This window comes from Pseudomonas sp. JV414, assembly GCF_032424305.1.
Classification (GTDB): Bacteria; Pseudomonadota; Gammaproteobacteria; order Pseudomonadales; family Pseudomonadaceae; genus Aquipseudomonas; species Aquipseudomonas lini.
The window spans coordinates 470,166-488,295 of record NZ_VYKC01000020.1 but is presented as its reverse complement, the minus strand read 5'-3'; the positions used below and the strand labels follow the sequence as shown (position 1 = coordinate 488,295).

Sequence of the window (18,130 nt, the reverse complement as noted above, 5' to 3'; positions counted from 1 at the left end):
TTTCTCACTATTATTCATTTTTAAAGAAAGTCAATCAGTCCTAGCCTGACGGTCATTGATCCTCGAAACGGAACTCAGACTATGTCCCCTCTGATTCGCTTAACCGCCAGCTTCATCGCCTTGATGATGGCCATGGGCATCGGGCGTTTCGCCCTGACCCCGCAACTGCCGCACTTGCTCAGCGAAGGCCAGATCGACCTGACCGCCGCCGGTCTGATTGCCGCCGCCAACTATCTCGGTTACTTCGTCGGCGCGGTGGACGCGATGTTCGCCCGTCGCCCCGAGCAGGTTCGTCGACGCCTGCTCGGTGGTTTGTGGCTTTGTGTGCTGCTGACCCTGGCCTCGTTCTGGGCCGACGGGTTCTGGTCGCATCTGGTGCTGCGTTTCGGCACGGGCGTGGCCAGCGCCTGGGTGTTGGTGATGATTACCGCATTGAGCCAACCGCTGGCAGCGGAGGCCGGTCGTCCGCGGCTCGGCGCGCTGGTCTTTGCCGGGCCGGGGCTGGGGATTTTTCTGACGGGATTGTTAGCCTTGGGTTTGAACCTGCTGGGTCAGACGTCCGCGACCTTGTGGCTGGTGTACGCCGGTGTCGGGCTGGTGATGCTGCTGGGGATTCTGCCATTCCTGCCGCAGTCGGCCGCCCCTTCTACGGCGACCTCACCTGCTGCCATATCGGGCGTACAAGGTGTCGAACGTTTACCGGTGATCTACGGGTTATACGGTTTGGGCTACATCATCCCGGCCACTTTCCTCTCGCAAATGGCCAGTGCGCAGTTCCATGGCCAATGGCAAGCCGATCTGTTCTGGCCATGTTTCGGCCTGGCGGCAGCAATCGGAATAGTGTTGGTGAGCCTGCGTCAGCACAACCCGAACGCCACTCGCCATTGGCTGATGGCAACGTTGTGGTTGCAGGCGGCCGGGGTCTTCGCCTGCCTGTTGGGCAGCGGCGCCGGCCTGGCGTTGGGGGTGATCCTGTGTGGCGGACCGTTCCTGGCCTGCATGCAACTGGTGATGCAGCGCTCCCGAGAACTGGCGCCCCATGCCACCCAGCGCAACGCCGGGCTGCTGACCGCGTGCTTCGCCGTGGGTCAGCTCAGCGGGCCGTTGCTGGCCGCGCTGAGCAGTCATTTCAGCGGTGGATTACAACCCGCGCTGCTGATCGCCGGCAGCGGTTTGCTCATCGCAGGAGGCCTGTTGCTGCGCCCGGTCAGGGTTGCCCAAGTGCTTTGCGCAAACGACGGCGGACCCACTGTTCTGCGCTCACAAAAGTGATCCCGAGCAGAACCAGCACCGCGCCGATCACAAAGTTGAGGCTCAGTTCTTCGCCCAACAGCACCACACCGAACGTGACGCCGAACAATGGCGTCATGAACGAAAACACCGCCAGGTTCGCCGCCAGATAACGGCGCAGCAGCCAGAACCAGGTCAGGTAACTGAAGAATGACACCACCAACCCCTGGAACAGCACGCTGGCCACGGCAACTGTGGTCAGGCTGACATGGGTGACCTGACCGCTGAGGATCGCGATCAACAGCAGGCCGACGAAGCCGACAATCAGTTGATAAAACAGCGTCAGGGTCACCGGCGCTTCCGACAGACGTGAGGCGCGCACCACCACGGTGGTCGCGCCCCATGACGCGCCGGCCAGCACGCCCAACGCATCGCCCATCAACATGCGGTGGTCGAGGTTGTCCCACGACACGCCACCGGCAAACGCAATGGCAATGCCGATGAAGGCGAGAAAAATCCCCAGCCACTGCACCGGTCTTAAACGCTCACTCGGCAGCAGCCAATGCACGCCCAACGCGGTAAAAATCGGCGCGGTGTAGAGGAACACCGACATGTGCGCCGCCGGGGTCAGTTGCAAGCCTTCGGAAATGAAGAAGAACTCCAGGCCAAACAACGCACCCGCCAGCAAGCCGCCGCGCCAGGTATTACCGACTTGATCCCAACCGCCCTTCCAGCAGATCAACAATCCTACGAGCAACGCGGAAATACCCGACCGCCCCGCTGCCTGCATGACCGGCGCGATGTCGGGCGCCGCCCACTTGATCATCACCTGCTGCACACCCCAGATCAGGCACAACCCGACCATCACTTGCAGGGCAAATCCATCGGCGCTACGCCGGGTGGCGCTCACCGGAATACCTCGACAACACAATCCATGGCAGTGACTCGACAGTAAAAGCAAAGCCCCGACCTTCTGGCTGAGCAGAGTGCCGGGGCGAAAAATTATGCCGTCGATTGTTAACCAGATGGACAGAAAAAGGTGTCTGCAAAAGACCTTTAAATCGTTGCTTGCGTCATCCCGCTATGACCAGCGTCGCCGACTGCTGTGCCTGCTCGCGTTTGGCCAGTGCGAAGTACAGGACGCCGCCAAGGAAGCAGCCGGTAAACCAGGCGAAGTTGGCCATCGACTGCAGGACTGGAATGAAGGTGATCGCCACGCCCATCAGGGTGGCCGGAATCAATGCCTTGACCGCCGTCCAGTTGATCCCACCGCTGTAGTAATAACGTCCGCTCGGGCCGTCGTTAAACAGTGCATCGACGTCGATCTGCTGTTTTTTGATCAGGTAGTAATCCACCAGCAGAATCCCGAACAGCGGCCCGATGAACGCCGCCAGCACGTCGAGGGTGTAGTGAATCACTTCGGGGTTGTTGAACAGGTTCCACGGGGTGATGAAGATCGAAGCCACGGCGGCGATCATGCCGCCGGCACGCCAGCTGATTTTGCTCGGGGCGACGTTGGCGAAGTCGAACGCCGGGGACACGAAATTGGCGACGATGTTGATGCCAATGGTCGCCGTGACGAAAGCAAAGGCGCCGAGCAGCACCGCTACACTGTTGTCGATGCGCGCCACGGTGGCGATCGGGTCGTGAAGCATTTCACCGAATACCGGCAAGGTGCCGGAAACGATCACCACGGTCACCAGTGAGAACGCCAGAAAATTCACCGGCAAGCCCCAGAAATTGCCACGCCGCACGTCGTTCATGCTGCGGCAATAGCGACTGAAATCGCCGAAGTTCAGGGTGGGGCCGGAAAAGTACGACACCACCAACGCCGTTGCCACGATCACCTGACCGAAAGCTTCCCAGCCAGACAGGGATTTTTCCGCCAGGGTGAAGCTGATGTTGCTCCAGCCGGCCTGCCAGACGATCCAGCCGGCAAGCAGGAACATCACGCCGTAGACTACCGGGCCAGCCCAGTCGATGAAGCGGCGGATCGACTCCATGCCAGTCCAGAACACCAGCGCCTGGACGAACCACAGGCTGAGGAAACCGAACCAGCCGAGGTAGGACAAACCGGCAAAGTGCGGTTCGGCATAAGCCGCCATTGAAGGAAAAAACCGCAACACGACGATGATCAAGGCGCTAGACGCCAAGTACGTCTGAATTCCGTACCAGGCCACCGCTATCAGGCCGCGGATGACTGCAGGAATATTCGCCCCGAACACCCCGAACGCCAGGCGGCAGATCACCGGGTATGGCACTGCGGCTTGCTGACTTGGCTTGGCCACCAGGTTGGCGATCAACTGCACGATGCAAATCCCGCCCAGCAAGGCAATCAACACCTGCCAACTGGCCAGCCCAAGTGCAAACAAACTGGCGGCGAACACATAGCCGCCGACGCTGTGCACGTCACTCATCCAGAAGGCAAAGATGTTGTACCAATTCCATTTCTGCGGCAGCGGCCCCAGGTCCTGGTTATACAGGCGTGGGCTGTAGCCGTTGGGCAATTGCTCGGTCATCGCAGGGCTCCTCGAAAGTACAGGCGCGGCCCCCGAGATTGATGTGGCGACCACACTGCGTACGGGAGCTGGCATGGTTTGTATACGAGTTGCTACGCAGAATGCGTGCCATACGTTCGAAAGATGCGACAAATCGGGCTTTCAACTCTGTTCAGAGGAAAGGCTTTAAGAAGTAGAGGGGATGGTAATGCCCATGAACAGGGCGTCAGCGCCTGCAAACGGTGCAGGACGTTATGTATACAAAGATATGGGTGACTGCAGCACAGTCAATCGCGAACAGGCTCGCTGCCATATAGGATTTGTGGTGAGCCCGGGAGTTTGCGCCCGACACATATTGTAGGAGCTGCCGCAGGCTGCGATCTTGTCTTTTACAGTCAAAAGATCGCAGCCTGCGGCAGCTCCTACAGGGGCCGGCGTAAGGTCAGCTGAGTTCGATACGATCAGCGTGAATGACGATCTGGCCGTTCTTGTACAACGCACCGATGGCCTTTTTGAAGTTGCCCTTGCTGACGCCGAACATGCTGCTGATCAGCGTCGGGTCGCTCTTGTCGCTGACTGGCAGGGTGCCGTTGTTGTCGCGCAACTTGGCAAGGATCTTCGAGTTCAGACTGGTGGCGGCTTCTTCGCCCACCGGTTGCAGGCTCAGGCTGATCTTGCCGTCGGCGCGGACTTCTTTGATAAAGCCCTTCTCTTCTTTACCGGCGCGCATGAACTTGAAGATTTCGTTCTTGTGGATCAGGCCCCAGTGCTTGTTGTTGATGATTGCCTTGAAGCCCATATCGGTCGCTTCGGCCACCAGCAAATCAACTTCCTGACCCGGGGTGTAATTGGCCGGAGTCTTGTCCAGGTAGCGGTCCAGACGCGCCGTCGCGGTGATGCGTCGCGTGTGTTTGTCGAGGTAGACGTGCACCACGACATACTCGCCGGCCGTCATCTGGCGCTTTTCTTCGGAATACGGCAGCAGCAAATCCTTCGGCAAACCCCAATCCAGGAACACGCCGATGCTGTTGACTTCAACGACTTTCAAACTGGCGAATTCACCGACCTGAACTTTCGGCTTTTCGGTCGTAGCGATAAGTTTGTCATCGCTGTCCAGATAAATAAAAACGTTGAGCCAATCTTCATCTTCGCTGGGAATATCTTTAGGGATATAACGATTAGGCAGGAGGATTTCACCATCCGCGCCACCGTCCAGATATAAACCGAAGTTAGTGTGTTTAACCACTTGCAAACTGTTGTAGCGCCCGACTAAAGCCATGTCCAATACCCTCATTGCGTGGGCGGCATTCTACCCGGTTTTGCGGGCCGCGTTCGGCGGCCGGCCCGGTGGCGCAAGAAAATCCATGGAAGGGCTTAATTTTCCTGGGTTTTGCGGTGTGCATTTGGCCGCTCGTCAGGCCATTAGGGTGCCCTACAGCTTGGTCTGGCTATCCGAAAAGCGCTTTTTCTTCACTTGGGTTCTTAGTTAAAACAGCGGCTTAGGGGAACATTGCGAATAATAACTTGCGATAAATTGCGCTTCTCCAAGGTGTATTTCGGGAGGATATTTACCAAGCAATTGTCAAGTATTTCCTGTACGATGCCTGGCCAAGTTAATTTCTACAGGTTAATGGCCGCCATGCGTGTAAAAGCATCCAACAGCAAAGCAAAGCCAGCTCCAGCCGTTGAAACCAGCGAATCGATCAACAACCAGATCGCTGCGTTCCTCAAGTCCGGCGGAGAGATCCAGCAAATTGCCAAAGGCGTCAGCGGCCAGACGTTCGGCCCGTCCAAGCAGATCACGCTGGGCAAGAAGTAATTTTCCCCGCGTTAACTGGTCCCTAAGCGCTTTGAGCTTCGAAGCGCTTGGACTGGAACCCTTCCGCAATACCCCATAAAACAAATCAATATTTCAAAAATCGACGAACGGCCCTCGATGCCGAACATTCGTCGGTATGCTTGCACGTGTCTGGATCAAGCGTTTCAGCAGGTTTTCAGTACCTGCTCCTCGCTGTTCATGGAGTGACGCATGTTCAAGCCCTCTCTTTTCCTGCTCGGCAGCCTGCTGTGGTATTCGGTCGCCCAAGCGCAAGTCTTTCAGCGCGAACTGGGCGACTTCGATCTCAAGCTCGCCACCACCCCCAGTCGCAGCATGGCCCAAGGTCTGGTCAAGCCCTCGACGACCGGCTCGTTCCACGGCGGCCTGGACCTGAGCCATGACAGCGGCTTCTACGTAGGTCAATGGTCCCCCAGCATGGGACTGAGCCCCTCAAGCAATCTCGAAGTCGATTCCTACATGGGCTTTAAACAGCCTTTCGATCACTCCCTCGGCTACGAAGTGGGCATGATCCATTACAGCTACCCGAAAGCGGACACCCTCGACAGCCAAGAGCTGTTCGGCGGTCTGACCCTGTTGGGCAGTCGGTTCGGCGCGGCCTTCAGCAACGACCCGGACAAACAGAACAGCACCCTCTTCGCCGACCTCAGTGGCAATCAGCCGTTCGGCATCGGGATCAGCCTGAAATACACCACCCACCAACTCAACACACCGGTATCCGTCGACGATGGGTATGTAGGCAGTTTTACCGACTGGTCAGTGAAATTGTCCCGGCCGTTCATGGGCATCGATCTGGACTTGATCTACAGTGATTCAAGCTTGAGCGGCAGTGATTGCTCCGCTTATTCCGGCCACAATAGCCAGTGCGACGGCCTGGTGACGCTCAAGGCTGCGCACAGCTTCTATTAATCGGCTGAACTGCCGGGCTCATCCCGCGATCACACAAGAGAACCCCTTAAGAAACCAGGTCTTCGCAAGGACTCGCCATGTCGCACTGGTGGAAACAGATCGGCGTCATCATCACCCTCAGCCTCACCGTCGCCGCGTGCAGCCGTGTGGGCCTGGCCTACCGCAACCTCGACGCGATCATTCCCTGGACGCTCAACGAATACCTGGAGATGAATCACGAGCAAAAAGACTGGTTCAACGAGCGCCTCAAAGAACACCTGAGCTGGCATTGCACGACACAATTGCCCGGCTACCTCGATTGGCTGGATCGTTTACAAACCATGGTCGAGGCCAACCAGATCACCGACACCGCACTGCAAACCCGCACCCAGGAAGCCAAACAGGCCATCGCCGAAACCGCCCGGGAAATCACTCCGTCGGCCATCGAGCTGTTGCAGGGCCTTGATGACAAGCAAGTCGCGGAAATGAACGACGCCTTCGCCAAGGACCAGCGCAAACGCCAGGAGGCCTACCTCAAACCGTCTCTGGAGCAACAGATCAGAGAGCGGAGCAAACGCATGGAGAAACGCCTGAATGACTGGCTCGGCCCGCTCAGCCCAACCCAACAGCAACGAGTAATGGCCTGGTCAAATGCCTTGGGTGATCAGAACAAACAATGGATTGCCAACCGCGCCCATTGGCAGCAGCAATTCAGCGCGGCAGTCACGCAACGACAGAGTCCAGAATTCCCACAACGAATCGAGACACTTCTGGTGAATCGCGAGAGCTTGTGGACGCCGGCTTACCGCGAGGCCTACGCCAACACCGAAGCCCAGGCTCGGGCGTTGCTGGTGGACGTGATGGCCGAGAGCACGCCGGCTCAGCGTCAACAGTTGTTGAAGAAAATTGAAGGCGTGCGCAAGGATTTCACTGATTTGAAATGCCTGAAGGCGGCGCGGCAAGGCTAGAAGATCAAAAGATCGCAGCCTTCGGCAGCTCCTACATAGATCGCGTAACCCTGTAGGAGCTGCCGAAGGCTGCGATCTTTTGCTGTCACCACAAAATCAAGCAATCTGCGCCTTCGACGCCACTTCATCAAACGTCAATTCCTCCAGCGCATCCTCCTGCTCATCCAGCACCTGCCGCGGATGCTCATTACCCGGAATGCTGCTATCGATCAGGCTCAACAATCTCGAGCCCCGAGGCGTCAAAATGTAATTCTCGCCATTGCCACCCTGGTCCTCCGGACGAGGCTCGATGTAATCCCGCAGCAACAGTAACTTTTCGTACTCACCAGCCACCGTTTTCAGGTGATCCAGGTTCTCAAATGGCTCGCCCGCGTTGGCTTTTGCCGCCGCATACTGCTCGGCGTAGGGCCGCGGGGTGAAACTGTGGCCGGCGCCGTTCTGCACTTCATGCAGCAAGCGTTCAATCAAATCCCAGTTATAAGTCGTCATCCTGATCAACCTCCAGAGCCCGTGAGTGAAATGGCCTTCATAGGTTGTGACCGACCGGGAGGGCGGCCGTTCAGCCTGGTTATTTCGCCCTACCGACCGGCGGTATGTCGAATAGGGAACAGGTCAAACGACTAGGCTATGTAAGACGGTTTAACCCGCAGCGCGAATCGACTTTCGCCACAGCATGCAGGAGAAATCACCATGAACATTCAGAATCATCCGGTCGTGTCCCGAGAAGAATGGCTCGCCGCCCGCAAACAACACCTGGCCCACGAAAAAGCCTTCACCAAGGAACGAGACAAACTCAGTGCCGAACGCCGCGCCCTGCCCTGGGTGAAAATCGACAAACCCTACCGCTTCCAGGGCCCCCACGGCGAACTGAGCCTGGCCGACCTGTTCGGCGGTCGCAGCCAATTGATCATCTATCACTTCATGTTCGCCGCTGGTTGGGACGAAGGCTGCCCGGGTTGCTCGTTCCTGTCCGACCACATCGATGGCGCCAACCAACACCTGGCTCACCACGACGTAGCCGTGGTCGCGGTTTCCCACGCACCGTTCGCCGAATTCCAGCCCTTCAAACAGCGCATGGGCTGGAAATTCGACTGGGTCTCGTCGGAAGGCTGCGACTTCAACTACGACTTTGGCGTATCAGCCCGAGCTGAAGACGTCGTCGCGGGAAAAGCTACCTACAACTACGAAAAAACTGACGGCGCCGAGGAAGAACTCCCAGGGCTCAGCGTGTTTTATCGCAATGAAGCGGGGGAGATTTTCCACACCTATTCCACCTATGCGAGGGGCCTGGACCTGCTGGTCGGCGCCTACAACTACCTCGACCTCACGCCCAAGGGCCGTAATGAAGAGGAGATCATGGATTGGGTGAGGCATCACGACCGGTATGAGGACAAGGCGCCGGGCAGTTGCTGTCATGGGGGATAGGCCGCAGCCATCGCGGGTTTTGGCTCGGATTGAACACAACATCCGCCAACACCACAAATCCCCTGTGGGAGCGGGCTTGCCCGCGATGACTGACTGACATTCAACATTGATGTCGACTGATACACCTCTATCGCGAGCAGGTTCGCTCCCACAAGGTTGCGTGGTGTTCTGTATGTGCGGCCGGTTAACTGACCGCAGAGGGCATACTCGTCACGGGAATGCGCTCCTGAGGCTGCGTTATATCGTAGATATGCTGCTCACAGCGACTACCAACAAACTGAAACTCCACCAAATAGACCTTGCTTCTTTCCGGCGTGAAAGTGGTTTTGAGCGGACCGCAGCTATAAGTATTCCCGACTCCCCCACCCTTCGAATAACCCGACACCTGGAACGGCTGATCGGCATCGGCCTGTACTTCCAGCTGAATGAAATCGGGGACAGACCACGTTTAAATCGAAAGAGTACTGCCCTACTCTCAGGAAAAACGTGGTCTGTCCCCGTTTACCCAATGGCAGACAAAAACGTGGTCTGTCCCCGTACATCCTATATCCTGTTATAAATTCTTAATTCGCCGTAGGCAGACACACGCCTAATCTGCATTAGTCAGCCCGTCGCCCAAAAGGCGACCGGGTTTGGCGACCTGGCCACAGAGAGTCCTTATCAATGACAAGAGACTCCACCCATGGATAGATACATGCCCCTAATGGGTGCCCCCGTTTATCCCTCCGTTTTCCCTTCCTAAATCCCACACAGCCTCACAAACTCTGCGAGCGAAATACTTACCCCCTCATCCGCCTCAGGTAACAATACATCCTGTACAACAACAACCTGCCTTTCGAAATCTATAACAACATCAAACAGATTAAATTCAAACTCCCGAATAGCCGTTACACTATCTGACCTCCCAGCTTCCATAATAGCCAAGCGTAAAACCTCACGAGTTGACGCGTCTAACTCTTCCTGCAAAAAGCCTTCTAGCAAGTCACGTTTCATACCCAACCCCTATAGTGGAAAGACCGTATGAATTACGCCATCCCTGACATTTATCTTCAACGTACTGGAAGGGCTACCAGCTTTATCTACACCTATCAACCTCCCAACATTGTACTCGACAACATAGCCGCCGGGACCGTTAGGAGTAACCTTTCCATACCTCAATGCATTATCAACGTATGTTGAGATGTCTTTGACTGAGGTTCCCTCAGCGAATTTACTAACGCCCGAAAATCCTGTATTTGGTCCATGACGATACATGACATGTTCAATGCCTGTCATGACACCACCCTTCTTATAGTCATTGACACTCCATGCGGCATCGATTTGGCGAGGTCCCGGCAAGGCTTTGACTGTGTCTTCAGCTTTACTCGCCAAGCCAGTTAATGCGGCGCCTTCCCCATTTTTAACAAGTATCGCACCGCCGCCTCCAAGGCCAACCAGACCTTGCAAAGTATTGCCGACGCCCCTTACAAACTGGCCTAAATTGATCGCTGTCAGGGCTAGAGTTGCCTTTTGTTCCAAATCGAGTCTCGATGCCTCTGACTCTGTCGGGCTATAGAGGACATCCCTCAGCTGGGGAACCCTCGAATACATGTAGCCATCAATGAAGGCGATCGCCTCAGGTTTGATGCCGTCTATACCTTCACCATGCGCGCCCTCAACTCGCATGGCGTTAACCACATCCTCAACTGTAAGACCTGAAACATCGACGCCTATATCGCACTCTCTAGGATTAGACTTACATTGTTCCAACGCCTCTTTAGCGATTTTTTGCGCAGCCCCTTCATGTAGATAATGGTTGTACTGGGTCGCACTTCCCGCAATATTTGCTCCTAGCTGAAGATCTCCATCTACTGCAGCTGCCGCTACCAGCCCAGTAAGTTGCGAGAGCATTTGGTGTAAATCTTCATTACCCTCCACAAGGCCGACCAGCCCATTCATCATCACTTCGTTAAGCCCTGCTGCAGCTGCACCGGTGGCGAAGTCGCCCCCCATTGCCTGAGACAGCAAGCCGCCCATCAACGCATGAGCGACAACTTTTTCGAGGCTCCCGTCCGGAAACTTAATGGTGTCGCCGATCCAGTTAAACCCGGTAGCCATGGCCACATTGCCAGCTTCCCCCAACAGCGCTGCGCCGAGGTTATCGCCAAAACTGCCACCCCCGATGGCGGTTGAGATGCCGCTGGAGATCACCGCTCGGCCACCCACCCGTATCGCAATGTCGGTGAAGTTGGTGCTGGTGAGAATGGACTTCGTACCTTCCGCCGCACCGGCAAACCAATTAGTGTCCGCGTAATCGAGCATGCCCGCGGTGAATCCGGCAATGGCGGCGCCTTTCAGGCTGTCTGCGCTGAATGTTTCCTTGAACGCCGTGCCCAGATTGCCTTTGTTGCTGATGGTGCTGGTAACAGCAGTGGTCGCCAGGCTGGTGGCAACTGCGCCCCCGGCACCAGCGCCCACCAAGCCCAGCCCCGCCGGGCCCATGATGAAAGACATCAGGATGGCGATGGCGATTTTCGCCCCGGCGCCCAGTCCAGAGCTGTCGTACTTGAAGCTCTCGTGAATCTCCTTCACCTGACGCCAATCGATGTCGCCGCGGGCCTCAGCCTCTTTCATCCAGGCAAGATTCGGGTCGGCTTCAACCATCGCGTCGATGGTCTGGCTGACGCTTTGCTGGTCGACTTGTTTGATGTCGATGCTGATCTGGCCAGCAGCCTTGATGACCAGCCGGCCTTGGGCGACCAGTTCGCTCTGACGCAGGGTTTCATCGGTGCGACCACTGCCTTTGGCTTCGAACCAGGCGAGGTCGCTGTCACTCTTGGAGTGGTTCTCGTCGTGAAGATCTTTCACCCCTTCAAAAACGATCGAGCCACCGCTGTCGAGAATGATGTCCTTGTCACTGTGAAGTTTTGCCACCTGATAACGCTGATCGCCGCCGCTGGCCAGCGTCAGATTGCCACCGGTCTTGATCTCGGTGCCGACGTGGGTTACCTGGGTGACCTCGTCATGCTGGGCTTTCATCGCGCCCCAACCACCCTTCTCCTTCATGTCATACAGCGTGTAATCCTTGTTCTGCGCCGCCAGCAGATTCAGGTTATTACCCGCATACACATACGCCTCATTCCCCGCGCTGATCTTGCTCGCCACCAGCGTCGTGTCCCCGCCGGAGCTGGTTTTCACATTGCCGCCAGCACTGAACTCCGCCGCTTTCTGAACCGTGTGGTTGTCCTCTTCGTGGATGCGTTTTTTGCCGTCCTTGCTGTGGGTTTCGACGTTGTGTTCGTCGCCGGCCGAGGCCAGGGTGAGGTCGCGCCCGGCGTCGGCGGTGAGGTTGCCTTCGGCCTTGGCGGTGCTGGCGATGACGTTGATGTCGCGGCCGGCGTCGAGGGTCAGGTTGCCGCCGCTGGTGACGCTCGAGGCGAGGTTTTCCACGGTGGTGGTGACGGTGGAGCGATGGCCGCCATCTGCCAGGTCGTGGATTTCGCTTTCGTTGCGCGTGGCCAGCAGGTTGAGGTCACGGGTGGCGCTCAGGCTGGCGTCGCCACCGCTGCGGATGGCCGCTGAGTTGGTCAGGTCGCGGCCGGATTTGATGGTCAGCGTGTCGCGGGCGCTGATGCTGCCGCCATCGTCGACCAGGGTGCGCATGCCGGAGCCTTCGCCCACGGCGATGGCGGTGCGGTCGTTGACGATGTCGCCCTTGAGCGTGGTGAGGCTGACCTGGTTGCCGCGAATTTCGCCGGCCAGGGCGTTGCGGATACTGTCCGTGGCCATGAGGCTCAGGCGTTCGTTGGCTTCGACCAGACCGCCCTGATAGAGGCTGCCTTTGACGTCGGTGGACAGGTCGTGGGTGCCGCGCAGGGTACCGACGTTGACCAGGTCGTTGCCGGCGATCAGGGTCAGGTCGCGACCCTGGATCAGGCTGCCGCCGCGCACGTTGCGCGATTCGGCCTGGGCCAGATACAGCACTGGCACCAACACTTTCTGGCCATCGACGATACGCTCTTCCATCCAGACGATGTCGTGGGTCAGGGCCGCGACTTGCTCGGAGGTCAGGTTGACGCCGAGTGACAGGTTCAGCTCGTTTTTGCTGGCCAGGGCGTTGTTCATCAGATAACGGAATTGCTCGCTATCGTCGTTCAGCCCGTTGGCGAGAAAACGCTGGCCGGTCTGGGCCAGTACCGCATCGCTGATCAAGCGGGACTCATAGCGACCGTCACCGAGGCGACGCGCGGCTTCATCAGCGCTGAAGTTGAGCTTGCCCAGCAGGTAATCGGAACTCATGAACGCCGCGGACTGGGTCAGCTCCGGGTTGGTTTCGATCAGGTAACGGCTTTGCGGATTGCGACTCTGCACGAACATGCCGTACGGGCCGTTGGGCAGTCGGAAGGTCGTAGACGCCGTCGGGTCCACGGCGGCAAACGGCACACCCCGGAAGTCGACCGGGACGAAGCTGACTTGCTTCACGCCATCGGCATCCACGCGTTCGATGCGCGTGACGTCCTTGGGCACTTGGGCGCTGGCGTCGGTGCTGCGTTTGCCCAGGTTGATGTTGATACCGCCGACCGAAGCGGTCTGCTCGCTGCTCAGCGAACCGGTCAGTTGGCCGAAGGTGTTTTCGTAAAGCGTGCCGTTCTGGATAGTGTTGGTGACGTTCAGTCTGACGTTGCCACCGGCTTGCAACACGGCGGCGTAAACGGTGTTGCCGTTTTCATTCCAGGTGGTGACGTCACTCTTTACATTGAATCGACTGTCACTCGAACGGTCGCTGAGTTCCTTGAACCGTGCTTCGTCAAAGTTACCTGCCGCTGTCGCCGCGTTGAACGCCGGAACGTCGATGAACTCCATCTGGTCCCACAGGCTGTTGTCGATACGGCCGGGGGTACCGATATTCAACACCCGCCGGCCCGAGCGGGACGCGCCACCCTGGTTGAGCAGGCTGTCGGCGGTCAGGTCGAGGTTGCCGTTGGCCGCCATCAGGCTGTAACGGTTTTCCACCTGATTGGCCTGGAGGGTGAAGTTTTTACCAGCCACCAGACGCGAGGCGCGAGAGTCCTTGAGTACGGTGTCGTTGAACTCGGTGATGATGGTGATCCTGCCGCGTTTCCAGCCGTCGCTACCATCGCAGTGCTGGCCGCATTCCCAATCCAGGCTGCCGGAAGACTGCCCCGCCGTCAGTTCGAATTCGGATTTGGCGTTCACCAGCGACGCCACGTTAATGTTGATGTCGCCTTCGCTTTCGATAGTCCCCGACAGGTTGCTGAACGAGGCCGCACGGCCGCCATTCAGGGCACTGAAAGACAGGTTGCCGCGGCTGTAGATATCGCCGAAATAGTTGCTCAGGCTATTGCCGTGCAGCTCCATCGCGCCGCCGCTGAACAACAGCGTATCGGCACCGTTACTGATGCCGTTGGCCGCGTTGAGAGTGACCTTGCCTTGAGCACCGAGGGTGCCTTTGTTATCGATCCGGGCCGCCGTCACCGTCAGGTTTTGATTGGCGATCAGGCGACCGAGGTTGTCGAGGGTGCCGCGCAGGGTCAGTTGCGTGTCGCCGCCACTGACCAGACGACCGTCGCGCTGGATCAGATCGTTGGCGCCGATGGTCAGTTTCTGTCCGGCCGAAACTCGGCCACTGTTGAGCAGATTGCCGCCCAGAGTCAGCGACAGGTTGCCGTCACTGAGCAGCTGGCCGGCGTTGGTCAGGTTGGCGACATTCAGGCTCAGTGCCGAAGCGCTGGCGATACGGTCACCGGCATTGAGGGTCAGGTCTTGCGCGCTGGTGTAGGTCAGGCCGCCGTTGAGTTGCCAGGTACCCACTCCATTGACGGAGCCAATGTCCCAACTGCCATTGCCCAGACCGGTGAGGCTGCCCTGGCTGCCAGTCAGGTTACTCAGGTCGAGGTCGAATAGACCCTGCGCTGCGTGACGTACGCTGCCACTAAGGTTATTGAGCTGAACGCCGCTGAGGATCAGGTCCTGGCTGCCGATCTCGATGACGCCGTTCTGGTTGTTCAGGTTGCCGGTCAGTTTGATCTGACTCGACGCGCCACCGAGCGCGCGGACCTGGCCGCCGGCACTGTTATTCAACTGGCCGCTGATGAGGTTCAGGCCGGTGGCCGACTCGATCAGCCCACCCTGGTTGAGAATCTGGCTGACGGCTTCAAGCCCCAGCCGCGTACCGCTGATCTCACCACCGGCGTTGTCCAGGCTTGAACCATCGAAGATGACCTGGTCTTTGGCGAACAACTTGCCAGCGCGGTTGGTCAGGCGAGTGACCGTCAATTGCAGGTCGCCCAGCAGACTGGAAATCAGCCCGGCCTTGCCGTTGACGGCGCTGTTGTCGAGGTCGCTGGCGGTAATGTCCAGACTGTCGGCCTGAAGGGTCCCACCCTGGTTCTGCAGGCTGCCCTGGCCCAGTGCCAATTCCCCGTGACTGCCGTTGGCGAGAATCACACCTTGCTGGTTTTGCAGGCTCGTGCCGACGATTTTCAGGCCATCGCTGCCGGCGATGATCTGGCCTTCATTGCGGTTGTCGACGGCCGTGCTGCTGATGTCCAGACGCTTGCCACGCAAGGTGCCGCCACGGTTGTTGAGTTCAGTCAGCTGTTCGAGCAGCAGGCGCTGATCACCGGCGTCGACCACGCCGGTGACGTTGCTGAAAATACCGGCGACTTTCAGTTCGACGGTGCCATCGCTGCTGACGATGCCACCCTTGTCGTTGTTGCTCAGTTGCCCCGTGGTGACGTCGATGGTTTTACCGAGCAGGACGCCGGCACTGTTGTCGACCGTGTCACTCTCGATTTGCAGACCGGCTTCGCTTTGAATCCGGCCCTTGAGGTTGAGCAACTGTGACTGACCGGGGGCCGTCTGCTTGAGGATCAACCGTGCGCCGTCAACGCCCGCCGCTAGAAGGCCGTTATCGCTGTTGTCGAGGTTGGCGGCTTGCAGGTCCAGGCGATCGCCCATGATCCGCCCGCCACGGTTGTCGATGCGCCCGCCTTCGGCTACCAGCAACAATTGCTGACCGGCCACGACACCTGCGCGGTTGTCGATGCTCGCGGCCTGAATCTCCACGTCCCCGTGGGTGGCCTGCAATCGGCCCAAGGCACTGTTCAGGTGCTGAGTGACGATCAGCGTGAGCTTGCCGGCCTCGGCGCTTAAGGTGCCGTTGGTATTCTGCGTGAGATTGTCGAGTGTCGTATGGACGATGCCGCCCAGCAGCTTGCCCTCGGTGTTATCCAGGTCACGGCCAACGAGTTTGAGGCTTGTGCTGCCCTGAATCAGCCCCTGGGTGTTATCCAGATCCTGGGTACCCAGAACGCTGTCTTCAGACGAGATCGTGCCTTGGGTGTTGTCGAGTTTGCCGCGGCTGGTCAGCTCGAGGGTTTTGCCCGTCAGGCTGGCGTTGCGGTTGTTGATGCTCTGGGCGGTGACGGTCAGTTGGCTCGAGGCCTGCACCTTGCCGTCATGGTTATCGAGGTCTTCGTCGAGGGTCAGGTTCAGCGCACCATCCTCGGCGCTGATCACGCCTTTTTGGCTGTTATCCAGGCGAGTGGCGTTGACGGTCACTTTATCGGCGGCCAGCGTGCCGCCCTGATTGAGCAGTTCGCCGCCGAACAACGACAGGGTTGTCTGCGCCTGGATTTTGCCTTTGCCGTTGTCCAGTCGCTCACTGGCAGTGACTTTGGCGTCGGTCTGATTGGCCGCGATCAAACCGTTGGTGTTGTCGAGTTGACGAGTGACGAGGTCCAGACGCCCGGCAATCATTTTGCCGTCGCCGTTCTTCAACTCCCGGGCGTTGAGCGTCAGGCTGCCGCCGGCGATTTCAATGCGGCCCTGGCGGTTGTCCAGGTTGTCGAGGGTCAGGGTCGCCGCCTGGCCATCGGCGAAGCGGATCAGACCGTTGAGGTTGACAATGGCCGGGGCGTTGAACGCCAGATTCGCCTCGCCATAAATACGCGCGTTGACGCCCTGGTTGACCAGGCGCTGTGCCGTCAGGATGACGTTCTGCCCTTGCAGGATGCCGCTCTGGTTATCGAGCAGCGCACCCGCTTTTACATCGACAGTGCGGCTGGCCAACAAGCTGCCGCTGTTGCTCAAGCCTTGACTATTGATGGTCAGGTCGCCGCTGGCATTGCGGCTGTTATCGGCATTGACACCAGCTTCGATCACGCCTTGGTTGGTGAGCTTACCCTGGCTGGTGATATTGACGCTGTCCCTGGCCGCCAGGCTTTGTCGGTTGACCAGATCTTCAGCGGTTTGCACGGTTATTTGCGTGCCGGCATAGACCGTTCCCTGAGCATCGAGCCCCTTGGCTTTGATGTCCACCGCATTGCTGGCAGTGGTTTTGGCCAGGCTCAGATGGCCATTGGCATCGAGCTGGATATCACCCGCGCTGGCGGCCAATTCACCGGCCAGTTTCACCCCGACGCCAGCCTCGGTGCCCACCAGTCTGATCGCCCCGGCGTACATGCCACCGAGCGCCGAGGAGTCGATGGCCAGTTGCGGTTTGGCGCTACCGTCGTCAGCGCGGGCGGTGGCGTTGAGGGTGTCGGCGTTGACGTCATTGCGCCCGGTGGTGATGTTCAGCCGTTTGGCATTGATCTGCGCATTGATCTGCGCACTGCGGGTGATGATCTCGAAACTGTCGACCGTGGACGCATCCAGGCCTTTGCCGTCGAAAGAGACACTGCCCTGATCGACCTGAAAACGATCCAGCCGACCCGCGCCATCCATCACCGGTTTACCGGTGGTCAAGGTCACGCGAGGGGTATTGATGAAGCCGCAGCCGTTGCAGCTGATGCCGTAGGGGTTGGCGACGATGACCCGCGCCGACTGCCCCGCCACTTCGGTGTAACCGCGCAACTGACTGGGGCTGCCGCCGATGACTTCGTTAAGTATTGTCTGCGCCGCGCCGCTGTTTTTCAGGTGCGGGTTGCCAATGATGATCCCGCCCAACTGCGTCGCACCGGTCTGGTTGGTGACGTTGTTGAGGATTACGCCTTGGGTGCCGACGTTGTAATCGTGGAACTGGTTATGGGACAGACCGCTGCCATTGGGTGTAGCGATGTTAATGATCGGCACCCCGTTGCCGGCTTGATCCAGCGTGGTGCCCGGCGTGCTGACGACGATGCCGTCGGCCTGGGCCCATATCGGTTGCCAGAACATGACGTTCGCCAACAGGAACGCTAGCCCGCGCTTGGGCATACCCCAGAAGCGTTCACGGTTTTTTACGGCAGCAGCGGGCTGGCCGGCTAGAAAGGCCAGTTGACGAACGTCCATGATTTGAA

11 protein-coding genes and 1 pseudogene are annotated in these 18,130 nt (G+C 58.4%); 5 read left to right on the top strand and 7 right to left on the bottom strand.

Going from position 1 to position 18,130, the window contains the following annotated elements:
- Positions 1-81: 81 nt before the first annotated feature.
- Positions 82-1,272, top strand: coding sequence for an MFS transporter (locus F6R97_RS21865; RefSeq protein WP_315867080.1), 1,191 nt, complete (start codon positions 82-84; stop codon positions 1,270-1,272).
- On the opposite strand, the gene F6R97_RS21860 is transcribed toward F6R97_RS21865, so the two are convergent.
- The 3 genes from F6R97_RS21860 to F6R97_RS21850 form a co-directional block, all read right to left on the bottom strand.
- A complete protein-coding gene (locus tag F6R97_RS21860; protein ID WP_315867079.1) occupies positions 1,208-2,140 on the bottom strand; it encodes a DMT family transporter in 933 nt (310 codons plus the stop codon). The genes F6R97_RS21865 and F6R97_RS21860 overlap by 65 nt on opposite strands.
- A 163-nt stretch (positions 2,141-2,303) precedes the next feature.
- Positions 2,304-3,749 carry an NCS1 family nucleobase:cation symporter-1 gene (locus F6R97_RS21855; protein ID WP_315867078.1) on the bottom strand — a complete coding sequence of 482 codons (1,446 nt, stop codon included), beginning with the start codon at positions 3,747-3,749 and terminating at the stop codon, positions 2,304-2,306.
- Between the two features lie 421 nt (positions 3,750-4,170).
- Entirely contained in the window at positions 4,171-5,007 is an 837-nt protein-coding gene (locus F6R97_RS21850; protein ID WP_030131899.1) for a S1 RNA-binding domain-containing protein, read from the bottom strand.
- 351 nt (positions 5,008-5,358) lie between these two features.
- Here F6R97_RS21850 and F6R97_RS21845 point away from each other — a divergent pair, with 351 nt between their 5' ends.
- The 3 genes from F6R97_RS21845 (at position 5,359) to F6R97_RS21835 (ending at position 7,421) form a co-directional block, all read left to right on the top strand.
- Entirely contained in the window at positions 5,359-5,547 is a 189-nt protein-coding gene (locus tag F6R97_RS21845; RefSeq protein WP_017337097.1) for a hypothetical protein, read from the top strand.
- Between the two features lie 210 nt (positions 5,548-5,757).
- A complete protein-coding gene (locus tag F6R97_RS21840) occupies positions 5,758-6,474 on the top strand; it encodes a TorF family putative porin (protein ID WP_038982027.1) in 717 nt (238 codons plus the stop codon).
- Positions 6,475-6,551: 77 nt separating this feature from the next.
- A complete protein-coding gene (locus tag F6R97_RS21835) occupies positions 6,552-7,421 on the top strand; it encodes a DUF6279 family lipoprotein (RefSeq protein WP_050683121.1) in 870 nt (289 codons plus the stop codon).
- 96 nt (positions 7,422-7,517) lie between these two features.
- On the opposite strand, the gene F6R97_RS21830 is transcribed toward F6R97_RS21835, so the two are convergent.
- Positions 7,518-7,910, bottom strand: a complete 393-nt coding sequence (locus tag F6R97_RS21830) for a hypothetical protein (protein WP_038982025.1) — start codon at positions 7,908-7,910, stop codon at positions 7,518-7,520.
- 201 nt (positions 7,911-8,111) lie between these two features.
- Here F6R97_RS21830 and F6R97_RS21825 point away from each other — a divergent pair, with 201 nt between their 5' ends.
- Entirely contained in the window at positions 8,112-8,846 is a 735-nt protein-coding gene (locus F6R97_RS21825; RefSeq protein ID WP_315867077.1) for a thioredoxin family protein, read from the top strand.
- Positions 8,847-9,030: 184 nt separating this feature from the next.
- On the opposite strand, the pseudogene F6R97_RS21820 reads toward F6R97_RS21825, so the two are convergent.
- From F6R97_RS21820 to F6R97_RS21810, 3 genes and pseudogenes are all read right to left on the bottom strand, one after another.
- A pseudogene (locus F6R97_RS21820) lies at positions 9,031-9,276 on the bottom strand (hypothetical protein); the annotation flags it as partial.
- Positions 9,277-9,584: 308 nt separating this feature from the next.
- A complete protein-coding gene (locus tag F6R97_RS21815) occupies positions 9,585-9,839 on the bottom strand; it encodes a hypothetical protein (protein WP_050681602.1) in 255 nt (84 codons plus the stop codon).
- 9 nt (positions 9,840-9,848) lie between these two features.
- Positions 9,849-18,122, bottom strand: coding sequence for a DUF637 domain-containing protein (locus tag F6R97_RS21810; protein WP_082239572.1), 8,274 nt, complete (start codon positions 18,120-18,122; stop codon positions 9,849-9,851).
- Between the last annotated feature and the right edge of the window lie 8 nt (positions 18,123-18,130).